This window comes from Streptomyces sp. NPDC001663, assembly GCF_042893105.1.
GTDB lineage: Bacteria > Actinomycetota > Actinomycetes > Streptomycetales > Streptomycetaceae > Streptomyces.
Genome location: NZ_JBIAUR010000012.1, coordinates 129961 through 143088 on the forward strand (window position 1 = coordinate 129961; position 13128 = coordinate 143088).

10 protein-coding genes are annotated in these 13128 nt (G+C 68.8%); 3 read left to right on the plus strand and 7 right to left on the minus strand.

Features of this window, described 5'->3' with window-relative positions:
• Positions 1-129: 129 nt before the first annotated feature.
• The 3 genes from ACFY1L_RS34665 (at position 130) to ACFY1L_RS34675 (ending at position 3247) form a co-directional block, all read left to right on the plus strand.
• A complete protein-coding gene (locus ACFY1L_RS34665) occupies positions 130-1203 on the plus strand; it encodes a ParA family protein (RefSeq protein ID WP_361268410.1) in 1074 nt (357 codons plus the stop codon).
• The gene (locus ACFY1L_RS34670) at positions 1200-2300 is read left to right on the plus strand and encodes a ParB/RepB/Spo0J family partition protein (RefSeq protein ID WP_388833067.1); all 1101 of its coding nucleotides are present in this window, start codon (positions 1200-1202) and stop codon (positions 2298-2300) included. The genes ACFY1L_RS34665 and ACFY1L_RS34670 overlap by 4 nt, the downstream gene beginning before the upstream one ends.
• A 329-nt stretch (positions 2301-2629) precedes the next feature.
• Positions 2630-3247, plus strand: a complete 618-nt coding sequence (locus ACFY1L_RS34675) for a GNAT family N-acetyltransferase (RefSeq protein ID WP_388833069.1) — start codon at positions 2630-2632, stop codon at positions 3245-3247.
• 52 nt (positions 3248-3299) lie between these two features.
• Here ACFY1L_RS34675 and trxA read toward each other — a convergent pair whose 3' ends face one another.
• The 7 genes from trxA to ACFY1L_RS34710 all read right to left on the minus strand — a co-directional run bounded on the left by trxA (position 3300) and on the right by ACFY1L_RS34710 (position 13086).
• Positions 3300-3632 carry a thioredoxin gene (trxA, locus tag ACFY1L_RS34680; RefSeq protein WP_003991504.1) on the minus strand — a complete coding sequence of 111 codons (333 nt, stop codon included), beginning with the start codon at positions 3630-3632 and terminating at the stop codon, positions 3300-3302.
• 41 nt (positions 3633-3673) lie between these two features.
• The gene (trxB, locus tag ACFY1L_RS34685) at positions 3674-4642 is read right to left on the minus strand and encodes a thioredoxin-disulfide reductase (RefSeq protein ID WP_388833073.1); all 969 of its coding nucleotides are present in this window, start codon (positions 4640-4642) and stop codon (positions 3674-3676) included.
• A 191-nt stretch (positions 4643-4833) separates the two neighbouring features.
• Positions 4834-5754 carry an anti-sigma factor family protein gene (locus ACFY1L_RS34690; protein ID WP_388833076.1) on the minus strand — a complete coding sequence of 307 codons (921 nt, stop codon included), beginning with the start codon at positions 5752-5754 and terminating at the stop codon, positions 4834-4836.
• A complete protein-coding gene (sigM, locus tag ACFY1L_RS34695; protein ID WP_388833079.1) occupies positions 5751-6476 on the minus strand; it encodes an RNA polymerase sigma factor SigM in 726 nt (241 codons plus the stop codon). The genes ACFY1L_RS34690 and sigM overlap by 4 nt, the downstream gene beginning before the upstream one ends.
• Before the next feature lie 31 nt (positions 6477-6507).
• A complete protein-coding gene (locus tag ACFY1L_RS34700; protein WP_388833082.1) occupies positions 6508-8226 on the minus strand; it encodes a serine/threonine protein kinase in 1719 nt (572 codons plus the stop codon).
• A 138-nt stretch (positions 8227-8364) separates the two neighbouring features.
• Positions 8365-10650, minus strand: a complete 2286-nt coding sequence (gene murJ, locus ACFY1L_RS34705) for a murein biosynthesis integral membrane protein MurJ (protein ID WP_388833085.1) — start codon at positions 10648-10650, stop codon at positions 8365-8367.
• A 45-nt stretch (positions 10651-10695) separates the two neighbouring features.
• On the minus strand, positions 10696-13086 hold the full coding sequence (locus ACFY1L_RS34710; RefSeq protein ID WP_388833088.1) for a DUF6049 family protein: 2391 nt from the start codon (positions 13084-13086) through the stop codon (positions 10696-10698).
• Positions 13087-13128: the final 42 nt, after the last annotated feature.

Sequence of the window (13128 nt, forward strand, 5' to 3'; positions counted from 1 at the left end):
CCTCTCGGTTCACTTGGAGAGGCACCCGCATCCGACGCCATTCAGTCCCCCGCGGGGGGCACGGAGTTGTCCACAGAGGTGGATTTCTCCACAGAACAACAGGCCTCACTGGTTCACGACCCCGAAGGCATGGGAGGCTCTGTTCATTGCGAGCCTGAAGTCGAGGAGAGTGAATCCTTGCGGTCCGACGCCAACATCGCGGGACCGATGACCGATCCGGTCCCCGGTCCCCGTACCGAGTCGATGGGGGAGGATGTTTCACGTGAAACACCGCCCCCGATGGACGACACTCCGATCGGTCGTGCTGCCCAACTGGCGGTGGAGGCTCTGAGCCGCGCCGGCGAGGGCCTGCCACGGCCCGAGCAGACCCGCGTCATCGTGGTCGCCAACCAGAAGGGTGGCGTGGGCAAAACGACGACTACGGTCAACCTCGCCGCATCGCTGGCTGTGCACGGGGGCCGAGTCCTCGTGATCGACCTCGACCCGCAGGGCAACGCGTCCACGGCCCTGGGGATCGACCATCACGCCGAAGTGCCATCCATCTACGACGTGCTGATCGACAGCAAGCCGCTGGCCGAAGTCGTCCAGCCCGTCCCGGATGTCGAGGGGCTCTTCTGTGCGCCCGCCACGATCGATCTCGCCGGTGCGGAGATCGAGCTGGTGTCCCTGGTGGCACGTGAGAGCCGACTGCAGCGGGCGATCCAGGCCTACGAGCACCCCCTGGACTACATCCTCATCGACTGCCCGCCCTCGCTCGGTCTGCTGACGGTCAACGCGCTGGTCGCCGGCGCCGAGGTCCTCATCCCGATCCAGTGCGAGTACTACGCGCTCGAGGGTCTGGGTCAGCTGCTGCGCAACGTCGATCTGGTGCGGGGGCACCTCAACCCCGCCCTGCATGTATCGACGATCCTGCTCACCATGTACGACGGCCGGACGCGCCTGGCGTCCCAGGTCGCGGAAGAGGTGCGCACCCACTTCGGTGACGAGGTGCTGCGGACGAGCATCCCCCGCTCGGTCCGTATCTCCGAGGCACCGAGCTACGGCCAGACCGTGCTGACCTACGATCCCGGATCGAGCGGCGCCCTGTCCTATCTTGAGGCGGCACGAGAAATCGCGCTGAAGGGTGTCGGCGTCAGCTACGACCCGACGCAGGCCCATATCGGCGCCCAGAGCAACCCGAGCATGGTGGAGGGGATTCAGTGAGCGAGCGACGGAGGGGTTTGGGCCGTGGACTCGGCGCACTGATCCCCGCTGCCCCGACGGAGAAGACGCCGGCCCCGGCGGCGGTGGGAGGCGCAGGTTCCGCGTCCCCGAGCACCGTGCCGGTGCTGACTTCCGACCGCGGAGTGGCCGCGGCGAAGGTGGCCACGCTGCCGCCTGTTTCACATGAAACCGAGGAACCGTCGCTGAACGGCGCCGTGGAGACGCCCGCGGCTCCCATCGGTGCCCACTTCGCGGAACTCCCCCTCGACTCCATCTCGCCGAACCCACGACAGCCGCGTGAGGTCTTCGACGAGGACGCACTGCAGGAACTCGTCACCTCCATCAAGGAGGTCGGTCTCCTCCAGCCGGTTGTCGTACGCCAGTTGGGCCCCGCCCGGTACGAGCTCATCATGGGCGAGCGGCGCTGGCGGGCCTGCCGTGAGGCAGGGCTGGAGGCGATCCCGGCGATCGTGCGGGCCACGGAGGACGAGAAGCTCCTCCTGGACGCTCTCCTGGAGAACCTGCACCGGGCGCAGCTGAACCCGCTGGAAGAGGCCGCCGCCTACGACCAGCTCCTGAAGGACTTCAACTGCACGCACGACCAGCTGGCCGACCGCATCGGCCGCTCCCGGCCGCAGGTCTCCAACACCCTGCGTCTGCTGAAGCTCTCGCCGGCGGTCCAGCGCCGCGTGGCCGCCGGGGTTCTCTCCGCCGGGCACGCACGGGCGCTGCTCTCCGTTGAGGACTCGGAGGAGCAGGACCGCCTGGCCCATCGGATCGTGGCCGAAGGGCTCTCAGTCCGTGCCGTCGAGGAGATCGTGACCCTCATGGGCTCGCGGCCTCAGACGGCCCAGCGCTCCAAGGGACCGCGGGCCGGCACCCGGGTCTCCCCGGCGCTGTCCGACCTCGCGGGACGGCTCTCGGACCGTTTCGAGACGCGAGTGAAGGTCGACCTGGGGCAGAAGAAGGGCAAGATCACCGTCGAGTTCGCCTCCATGGAGGACCTCGAGCGGATCCTCAGCACCCTCGCCCCCGGCGAGGGACCAGTCTTGCAGACGAGTCTTCTTGAGGGCGCATCCGAGGAGACCGAGGACTGAAGCGCCTGTGAGCGGAAGGGCGGATGTCCTCGCTCGGCCGAAAGAGCGGGCCGTGTCCGGTGTGTACCGGAACACGGCCCCCTCTTTGCTTTCAGGCGGTATCGATGCAATCGCTTCGTGGATACGATGCGTTCGGGTAGAGCGCATCCACCTGGCAGTACCTCTGAGAGGGAGACAGGGGCCATGCGAACGATGAGCCGCAGCGGACTGGTGAGCGCGGGCCTGGGGCTGGGCGCGGTCGGCGGCTTCGTCGGCAGCCTGCTGAGGGAACGGAGCGCTCTGACAGCCGCCCGCGATGCTGCGGGCGAAGGAAGCGAGGAACAGCCTTCATGGGGCGTCGGCTCGTACCGCTCACGCTGGACAACGTTCAGGACCTTCCCAAGCGCTGTCGCGCGTGCGTCTTCTGGGAGTTGGACCCAGTCAGCGGTGAGGCCGCGGTAAAGGCGGGCACACCCGCCCTGGAGAAGGAGGCGTGGATCTCGGCCGTCCTGCTGGACTGGGGATCCTGCGGCCGGGTCGTCTACGTCGACGATGCACCGGTGGGCTTCGTCCTCTATGCCCCTCCGGCCTACGTACCCCGTTCCACGGCTTTCCCGACGAGCCCCGTCTCGCCGGACGCGGTGCAGCTGATGACCGCGTTCATCATGCCGGGGTATCAGGGGCAGGGACTGGGGCGGGTCATGGTCCAGACGGTTGCCAAGGATCTGCTGCGACGAGGCTTCAAGGCCATCGAGGCTTTCGGGGACGCGCGCTGGAAGGAACCCGCCTGCGTCCTGCCGGCCGACCATCTGACGGCCGTGGGCTTCAAGACGGTCCGCCCGCACCCGACATACCCGCGTCTGAGACTGGAGCTGCGCACGACGCTCTCCTGGAAGGAAGACGTGGAGATGGCGCTCGACCGCTTGCTGGGGGCCGTACAGAAGGAACCGGCGCTGCGGCCGCTCTAAAGCAAATGGGCCAACCCGCGGGGGTTGGCCCATTCGTGTTTCACGTGAAACGTCACTCGGCGATGAAGTCCTCGAGGTCGCGGACGATCGCGGCCTTCGGCTTGGCGCCGACGATGGTCTTGGCGACCTCTCCGCCCTGGTAGACGTTCAGCGTCGGGATGGACATGACGCCGTACTTGGCGGCCGTACCCGGGTTCTCGTCGATGTTGAGCTTGACGACCTCGATCTTGTCGCCGTACTCGGCGGCGATCGCCTCGAGGGACGGCGCGATCTGGCGGCACGGACCGCACCAGGCGGCCCAGAAGTCCACCAGTACGGGCTTGTCGCTCTTGAGGACGTCCTGCTCGAAGGAGTCGTCGGTCACATTCTTCAGGGTGCCGGCCACGGCGGGCTCCTTAACTGGTTGGTGCGTGGGGCGGATGGGGGTCAGACAGAGGTCTTCTCGGGCTCGGCCTGCTCCTCGTCCGCAAGGGCGGAGAGGAAGCGCTCGGCGTCGAGGGCGGCGGAGCAGCCGGTGCCGGCCGCGGTGATCGCCTGCCGGTAGGTGTGGTCGACCACGTCACCGGCGGCGAAGACACCGGTGAGGTTGGTGCGGGTCGAGGGAGCGGCGACCTTGAGGTAGCCCTCCTCGTCGAGGTCGAGCTGGCCCTTGAAGAGTTCGGTGCGAGGGTCGTGGCCGATTGCGATGAACAGGCCGGTGACCGCCAGGTCCGAGAGTTCGCCGGTCTTGAGGTTGCGCAGCTTCAGACCCGAGAGCTTGGGGTCGCCCTGGATCTCGGCGACCTCGCTGTCCCAGACGAACTTGATCTTCGGGTCGGCGAACGCGCGCTCCTGCATCGCCTTGGAGGCGCGCAGGGTGTCCCGGCGGTGGACGATCGTCACGGACTTGGCGAAGCGGGAGAGGAAGGTGGCCTCCTCCATCGCGGTGTCACCGCCGCCGATCACGGCGATGTCCTGGTCCTTGAAGAAGAAGCCGTCACAGGTGGCGCACCAGGAGACACCGCGCCCGGAGAGCGCGTCCTCGTTCGGCAGGCCGAGCTTGCGGTGCTGGGAGCCGGTAGTGACGATGACGGCCTTCGCCTTGTGCACGGTGCCGGCGGTGTCCGTGACGGTCTTGATGTCACCGGTCAGGTCGACGGAGACGACGTCGTCCGGGACGAGTTCGGCGCCGAAGCGCTCGGCCTGGGCGCGCATGTTGTCCATGAGCTCGGGGCCCATGATGCCGTCCCGGAAGCCAGGGAAGTTCTCCACGTCGGTGGTGTTCATCAGGGCGCCACCGGCGGTGACGGCGCCCTCGAACACCAGCGGCTTCAGCGACGCGCGCGCGGTGTAGAGCGCCGCCGTGTAGCCGGCGGGCCCGGAGCCGATGATGATCACGTTACGGACGTCGCTCACGGCTTGTTTCCTCGTCTCTGGACTGCATCGTCGGACCGGTGGGAGCCCCTCTCAGAACTCTCACCCCACCCAACGGATCCTAAGGGGCGCGCATTCCCGCTGTGTCCGGGCACACGGGGCTCTGTGTCCGGGCACACGAGGACGCGACACCGTACGGGATACCACGCAGGAGGGGCATCAAGCGTCGGGCTCTACGGCTTGGCGTAGGTCTCCGTCAGCAGAACCTTCGCCTTGTTGATCGACGAGTGGTTCACGCAGGACGAGTCCACGATGTACGCGTCCACCTTGGTGCTGTCGGACCTGTCGGAGAGGACCACGAGCATGGCGCGGGTTCCCTCGTAGGTGCCCTTCTTCATCGCCAGTGCCTCGTCGGTGCGTCCGATGCCGTTCTGGATGCAGGGAGGAACCGAGAGCATGCGGTCGATCTTGGGCGACACGATGCCGTTGTTTCCCTCCACGCCGACACTGTTGTGAGGTGCGACGGAGCCGCGCCCCGACTCCTGGCGCGTGGAGAGGAGGTCGGAGACCTGCTTGTCGAGCTTCTGCCCGGAGAAAGTGGCGGTCTGCTGACCGCCGGCCTCATTGCTGGAGGGCTTGCCGTCGTCGAGCGTCGCGATCAGCACGGAACCGAGCCCGAGGGCAGCGACGGCGAAGACGCTGCCGAGCACGGCGATCCTTCGACGCCCGGCTCGTTTGCGGTCCTTGCGGCCCGGCCCGGTGGTCGAAGAGCGCGCGCGTCCGGAAGGCCGGTCGGCAGCGACCGATGTTTCACGTGAAACATGAGCACTGTCGTCCGCCTCGGTCGACGGGCGGGATGTGCTCACGAGCAACGAGGCGTCCTCGGCTTCAGGCGCCGTGGCGTTCAGGAGGGCCTCGGCGGCAAGGGCGGCGTCGATGCGTCCGGCGACGTCGTCGGGCATGCGGAGCGGACCCGGAAGCGTGCCCAGCAGCCCTCGGATTTCCTCCAACGAGGCGTACACGTCGGTGCAGAGTTCACACTCGTCCAGGTGCTGACGTACATCCGCGGTACGGGACGGCGGGAGCAGTCCCTCGGTGAGGTCGGAGATCTCGGCGACGTCCGGGTGTCCGGTCATGTCCGTCGTGGATGTCACGCTCGCCCACCTCCGCCCTTCACAGCAGCTGAATCGCTTGGCCCGGTATCGCGTGGACCGGCAGTCGGCGGTCCCGCTGCCGGTGGGACGGATGTCCCCTGAGTCCGGTTCCGCCCCTCGCCTCCTTCTTTGCTGCCGCCAGCGTTTTCCGGCCGCAGATGAGTGAGGAGGGGCAGGAGTCTGGCTCTGCCGCGAGCGCAGCGGCTCTTCACTGTGCCGGTCGGGACGTCGAGCACGCGGGCGGCTTCGGCGACCGGGTATCCCTGCATGTCCACCAGGACGAGCGCGGCGCGCTGGTCGGGGGGAAGCGTGCCCAGGGCCTCCAGCAGCTGCCGGTGCAGATCGTTGCGCTCAGCGGGAGCCGATGCCTCCTCGTGCGGCTCCAGCAGCTGCTCCAGCCGCTCTGTGTCGTCGACCGGGGAGGTCTTCCGCGAGGCCGCCTTCCGTGCGCGGTCGAGACAGGCGTTCACAGTGATCCGGTGCAGCCATGTCGTGACGGCCGACTGGCCGCGGAAGGTGTGGGCGGCCCGGTAGGCAGACACGAGGGCGTCCTGAACGGCGTCAGCGGCCTCCTCGCGGTCGCCCAGCGTCCGCAGGGCCACCGCCCAGAGACGGTCGCGATGACGCCGTACGAGCTCGCCGAAGGCGTCGGGGTCGCCCTCTACATGGCGGGCCAGGAGGTCCTGATCGCTTGCGTCGCCGTATGCGGTCTCATCTGCCATCGGACCCCCTCCCCTGGGATGCGGTGCGTGGTCAGCCGGTGAACTTCACGTCGGTGACGGCCTGCTTGTAGCCGGCGCTGCTGTAGGAATCCCCGGGCGCCTTCGGCACGTCCGTGATCCACAGCAAGAGGTATTGGGCCTTGAGCTTCTTCGAGGCCTTCACCGTGAGAGAGGTGCCGCTCGTGGTCGCGGTTCCGATCTCCTCCATCCCGTCGACCGAAGTCGAGGGGGACAGCGAGTCGGTGGCGTACACGTGGACCGTCGTGTGGTCGCCCCCGTACCGGAGCCCTATGGTCGCCGTCGAGATCGTCTGGGCCGAGCCGAGCTCGTAGACGATGCCCACGCCCGGCTTGTACGGCGCGAGCTTGGGGCCGGCGTTGTAGCTCTTGGTCCGCCAGTAGGTCGAGCTGTTGCCGTCGTACGTGTTCTCGACGTCCCCGGGGGCCTGAAGAGAGCCCTCGACGGCGTACTCCTGCGCGTTCTCGATCTTGATCGACTTGACTGGCTTCGTGTTGCCGCCGTTCTTGTCGTTCCCGTCGGTCGTCTGCGTCTTGTTCGTGTCGTCCGACTTGTTGCCGCTGTCCATCAGGGCGTCGGCGAGCTGCCAACTGCCCAGGCCCAGCGCGGCGATCAGGAGAGCCGAGACGGCCCACTTCAGGGCCTTTCCGGTGCGGCTCTGCAGTGGTGCCGGAGGGGCCGGCACGGGCTGCGTGGCGCCGGGGTGCGGTGCGGGGCGGCCGTAGGTGCCCTGCTGGTACGTCGTGCGCTGGTACTCCGGCGGCGCGGTGAACGTGGGCTCCGGCGGGCGGATGCGGGGCATCTCGCCGACTGCCTTCACCAGCTCCTCCGGCGTCGTGCACGGGGACTCGTGACGGGACGCGGTGGCTCCGTCGTTGGCGAGGGCACGCATGGAGAGCTCGGACAGGCCCCTGTGGACCCCGGCACGCACCTGGTCGGGCGCGATGAGGCCGACGTCCTTGGGAAGACCGGACAGGCCGTACGCGTCGCTCTCATACGGCCAGCGCTGGGTGAGCCCCGCGTACAGGAGCGCGCCGACGGCTTCCGTGTCGGTGCGCTGCGGGGTGTCGGAACTGATGCCGCGCAGCGCGGCGTTGACGGCGAGACCGCGGATGCGCCACTGACCGCTGGAAGTTCGCAGCACAGCGTTGGGGTTCAGCCGCAGATGGGCGAGTCCCTCGCGGTGCGCGGCAGCCATCGCGGAGCCGATCTGACTGACCATCTGGTAGGCGTCGTGCGGCTCCAGCGGACCGGAGGCGAGCAGCGTGGTCAGCTCGACGGCGTCGGGCAGCCACTCGTGGACGACGTAGACGAGGTCGTTCTCCTCGACCGCGTCGAGAACCTGGACGAAGCGGGGATCACCCAGCAGCGCCGAGGAACGGGCCGCCGCCAGGACGGAACGTGCCCTCGAATGGTCCGCTGGCAGGATGTGGACGCCGACGGCACGCCGGAGTTTCTCGTCCACCGCACGCCAGCTGCTGAATCCGTCCAGACGGGTGACGCACTCCTCGAGCCGGTACCGTCTGGCCAGCTTGTGGCCGCTGTGCAGCTCGGGTGGTGAGGCCTTCCCGGGACCCTCGGTCCCGCCACTCCCCTGTGCCTCGTCGATCTCCGTGTCCCGCTCCCGGTTCTGGGCCACCCCGTCGGCCGTGGACTGGTCCGCCTGTGCGGTCAGCGGCTCGTCGCCGCTGTTGTCTGCCACGTCGACGGCAGCCGTGCTCCGTTCTGCCACCGTCGTTCCTGCCTCCCCATTCATTGCGCGCCGACCGACATCCGTGCGCGCCGTCCGACGCCGAAACCAATTGTGCCCACAGTCCGCCGCTATGCACGACACACGGTGGCGGACGATGGTTGTGCGCGTACCCCCGCCTCAGCGTCCCAGACGCCCGCGGACCATGCCGACCAGCGAATTCAGTTCCTCGATGCGCATCTTGCGGGCGGCGACGAAGAAGATCCCGAGAAGGACCGCCCCGCCGGCGAGAAGTGCCGCGAAGGATCCGACGACACCCTGGCCGAGCGTGTGGCCGATCCCGTAGCAGGCCGCGCCGCTCAGAACGGCCGCGGGCACCGAGGCGATGCAGAGCCTGGCGTATGTCCGCAGGACCCGTGCGCCGTCCAGATCGCCGCCCAGCCGCTTGCGCAGCCGGTTCCAGGCGACACCGACGCCGATCGCGTAGGCGAGGCCGTAGGAGGCGGCCATGCCGGCCACGGCCCAGCGGGGCGGCAGCACGAAGTAACACAGCGCCGAGGCACCCGCGTTGACGGCCGCCACGATGACCGTGTTGTAGAAGGGCGTCCGAGTGTCCTCGTAGGCGTAGAACGCACGCAGGACGACGTACTGCACGGAGTACGGGATCAGGCCGAGGCCGAAGGCCATCAGCATGAAGCCCATGTTCGTGGCCTCACTGATGCCCGAGGAGCCGAAGATCAGTGTGCACATCGGGATGCCGAGAGCGAGGAAGCCGAAGGCGATCGGCACGATGGCGACGGCCGTGGTGCGCAGGCCTTGGGAGATGTCGTCGCGAACGGCGCCGCAGTCGCCCTCGGCCGCCGAGCGCGAGATGCGCGGCAGGAGGGCGGCCATCAGAGAGACGGTGATGATCGCCTGCGGCAGGCCCCAGATCAGCTGGGCGTTGGCGTAGGCGGCGAAACCGGTGCCGTCGACGGGCGAGTTCTTGCCCGCCGCGGTGGACAGCTGGGAGACGACAATCGCGCCGGCCTGGTTGGCGAGGACGAACAGCACGGTCCACTTGGCGAGGGTCACGGCCTTGCCGAGGCCGTGCCCCTTCCAGTCGAAGCGCAGCCGCAGTCGGAACCCGGTCTCGCGCAGATACGGGATCATCGCCAGGGCCTGGACGACGAGGCCGAGCAGGACGCCGATGCCGAGGAGCCGCTGACCCTCCGGCGGAATGTTCGTGACCTTCATGCCGGAGTCGGCCGCGGTGCCGTACACCCACATGAACATGCCGAGCGTCACGATGATGACGATGTTGTTGAGGACCGGCGTCCACATCATCGCGCCGAACTTCCCGCGGGCGTTGAGGATCTGCCCCATCACCACGTGGACGCCCATGAAGAAGATCGAGGGCAAGAAGTAGCGGACGAAGGTGATGCCGACCTCGTTGGCCGCCGGGTCGCTGGCCACCGAGTCGGACAGCAGGCGAATCAGGAACGGGGCGCCGAGGATCGCGAGTGCGGTCAGCACACCGAGGGCCACCATGACCAGGGTCAGCAGCCGGTTGGCGTACGCCTCACCGCCGTCCTCGTCCTCCTTCATGGCGCGCACGAGCTGCGGCACGAACACGGAGTTGAGGCCGCCACCGACGGTCAGGATGTAGATCATCGTCGGCAGCTGGTACGCGACCTGGAAGGTGTCACCGAGCAGGCCGACACCGAGCGCCGAGACGATCAGCGCGGAGCGGATGAAGCCGGTGAGGCGGGAGACCATCGTGCCGGCGGCCATCACCGCACTGGACTTGAGCAGACCCGCGGCCTTCCCGCCCTTCTTCGCAGCAGGGGAAGCCGGCGCGGGAGTCGGCGCCGGGGCCGCGGCGGGTGTGGCGCCGAGGTTCAGGGTCTGGTCGGCCGGGGGTGTGGGGGCCGTCGGAGCCTGGTGCTGCGGAGCCGATGACGGCCCGCCCGGGGCGGCTGCCGGACCAGGTACCGACGGGGGATCCGACGGCAGGTATCCGCCCTGCTGCTGGTCGCGGAAGAGGTGCGCGAACGCGTCCGGCTCGTGGCGCTGCTCGCCGGCCTGGCTGACGAGGTCGTCGACGCCGACGAACTGGGTCGTCCTGGGGTCGTCTCCGTACGGCAAGTACTGGGTCGGGCCCTCCGGCTCCGGGGCCGGCGTCTGGGCCCACATGCGCGGGTCGGGGGCGTACGGCGACTGGGGCGGCTGGGCGTACAGGGGCTGCTGAGGCTGGTACGTGCCCGGGGGCGGCGGGGGGTGCGCGGCGCGGTCGTAGAGCGCCTCGGCGACCGGGTCCTGGGCGGAGAGGTCCTGGGACCGGTAGGGGTCCTGGTCGTAGGCGTCCTGGAGGTACATGTCGGCCGGTGGCTGCGGCGGCACCTGGCCGGGCTCGGGCGGCGGGCCCTCGGGGCGGCCCGAGCTGCCCGCGGCCTGGCCGCGGTCACCGTCGTACGGCGCGTTCATGGTTACCCCACCTCATCGTCCCCGGCCCACCGGCCACGACATCGCTCAACGGTCCACTCTCTCACCCGTGCCGGACGGGTCGGCGCTTTCCGCTGCGGTGTCCGGTGTTGGGTCACTCGGCTGCTCCGGGTCGTCTGCCCGGGCGTCGGTGCCGGATTCCTCCTTGAGACGATCCTCGGGCCCGTCCGGGTTCTCCGGCCCGTCGGCGCCCTCGCCCGCCTCGTCGGGACCGTCCTCCTCGGCCTCACGGGCGGCGGCCCGCTTGCGCTGGGTGTACATGCGGAAGCCGGCGAGGACGAGCAGGAGGAAGCCGCCGCCGATGACCAGCATCACGGTGGCCGTGAACTCGGTGACCTTCACGTCGAACTTGACGGGGTCGCCGTACTTCTGGCCGTCCTGTGTGTACAGCTGGGCGACCACCGTCGCCTGGCCGTTGGCCTTCGCGGACGTGGTGAATTTCACCGTCTGGCTGTGCCCGCCGGAGACCGCCACGGGCTGTTCGTCGTAGTCTTCGCCGCCGATCTGGAGGCGGGTGGGGCTCGTCGAGGTGAGGCGTAGCGTCAGGCGGTCGACGCCCTGCACCAGGTTGTTCTGCACGGTGACGGGGATGGTGGCGCTGCGTCCGGACAGCTTGGTGTCGGACTTGTCGATCAGCTTGACCTGGTTCTTGAGCTCGTTGAGATGTGCCTCGACGCTGGTGCGGAAGTTCTCCGCGTCGGTCGGGCGGCCGCGCCACGACGAGGACATCTCGCGATTCATGGCACGGCCGAAGGGGGTCACCACCCGGGACTCGTCGGTGAGGATCACCCTGAAGTTGTCGAGCTTGTCCTGAGTGGTACCGATCTCCGCGAAGGCCGCGCGGGGCAGCTCCCGCTTGCGCAGCGACGAGGGGTACGCGGATGTCGACGGCACCTTTGTCGTGGCGCCCGGATCCGGCTTGGCCTTGGCGGCCGACGTGAGTTTCTGGGCCTCGGACCAGTTCCCACCCTGGAGGTCCGTCAGTGCCTCCGCCATCGCCTGGGCCTGGCGTGCCGTCGGCATGCGCTGCGGGGCGACGACGATGCTGCGCTGCCTGTCGCTCTGGGCGTTGAGCGTCAGGCTCTGGGCGAGGAACTGCTGCACGGCGAGTGTGGATGTGGACGCCTTCGTGAGGTCGCCCTGGAACACCGTCGACAGGCGCGCGTCCGAGACCACCGCTGTGGTACCGCCGCCGATCGGGCGGGCCGCCGAGGGAGTGTAGGGCAGGCCGCCGGTCTCCTGGAGGCTGTCGCTGCGCGCGATCACCTTGTCGGCGCCGGCCGAGGTGGCGACCTTGACGATCGACGGGTCGACGGCGCCCTCCACCGGCCAGGCGAAGTCGGTGCTCGGTGTCACGTGGAGGACCGTCTTCACCGTGGTGGCTGCGACGTCGGTGGCTTCCTTGAGATGGCTCAGCGAGCCGGTGACGCTCGTGCCGTTGTGGGCGAGGGAGGCCAGGTCCGGGTCGGCGAAGGGCAGGGCGACGACCTCCTGGCCGGCCACCGTGTCCTGCAGTTCGGCGAGCCACTGCTTGGCGATCGCCTGGTGCGTTCCCGCCGTGGTGGCGCCGCTGTCGGTCCGGACCTTGTAGCTGCGGGTCATCGCGTCGACGGAGGCCAGCAGGTCCGGGTCGATCACCCAGGTGACGTCGAGGTCCTTGCCCAGCGACAGCATCTCGTCCAGACGGCCGCCCGGGGAGATCTCCTCGGCGAGGTCGTCGTTGAGGAAGACCGGCGTCTGCTGCTCGTTCGACGCCGTCTCTGCCGTCATGTGGACGGTCGAGATGAGCGGCCACAGGAACGTCGTCTTGGTCTTCGTGTCGGCTTCGTCGGGCTGCCACGGCAGGAAGGTCCGCTGGCTGCCGAGGACCTGGTTCCACGGCTGTGCAGAGGTCTGGCCGGAGAGCGAGACGGCGAACTGGTAGACGCCGTCGCCGCCGAGGTTCAGCTTGTCGACCGGCACGGAGATGCTGAAGTGCTCGGCGACCCCCGGAGTGAGCTTGGAGAACTTCTCGACGTACTTGCCGCCGACCTCCGGGCTCGTCGCACCCTGCACGTCGTCGCTGTCCTTGGCGACGCTGTCGACGGACGAGCGCGTGCTCAGCCGGGGGCCCACATGCAGTCCCACGTGGGCGCCTGTGACCGTTTGCTTGCCGTTGTTGGTCACCGTGCCCGACACGGTCACTGTGTCCCCGTCCGTGGGGACGCCGGGGCTGAGCGAGTCGAGGGCTACGGCCACCGAGCCCGAGCCGGAGGCGTCCTTCAACGACGTCCGGCCGACCGCGGCAGCAGAACCGGCGGAGGGCAGCTGGAACAGGCCGACCAGCAGAGGCGCCCCTGCGAGCAGTGCTCCGGTGCGCCGCAGCCAGCGGCGGGCAGGTGAGGGACTCGTCCTCAGGAAGTCTGCCGCCTCGGCCACGCGCTCGCCCGTCCCTCGTCGTCGTCAGTGGTCGTCGGAATG

Bases quoted from the DNA above. Each gene is read 5' to 3' on its own strand.
- ACFY1L_RS34665 (WP_361268410.1), top strand. From the start codon at position 130: ATGGGAGGCTCTGTTCATTGCGAGCCTGAAGTCGAGGAGAGTGAATCC.
- sigM (WP_388833079.1), bottom strand. From the start codon at position 6,476: ATGGCAGATGAGACCGCATACGGCGACGCAAGCGATCAGGACCTCCTG.
- ACFY1L_RS34675 (WP_388833069.1), top strand. From the start codon at position 2,630: ATGGGGCGTCGGCTCGTACCGCTCACGCTGGACAACGTTCAGGACCTT.
- murJ (WP_388833085.1), bottom strand. From the start codon at position 10,650: ATGAACGCGCCGTACGACGGTGACCGCGGCCAGGCCGCGGGCAGCTCG.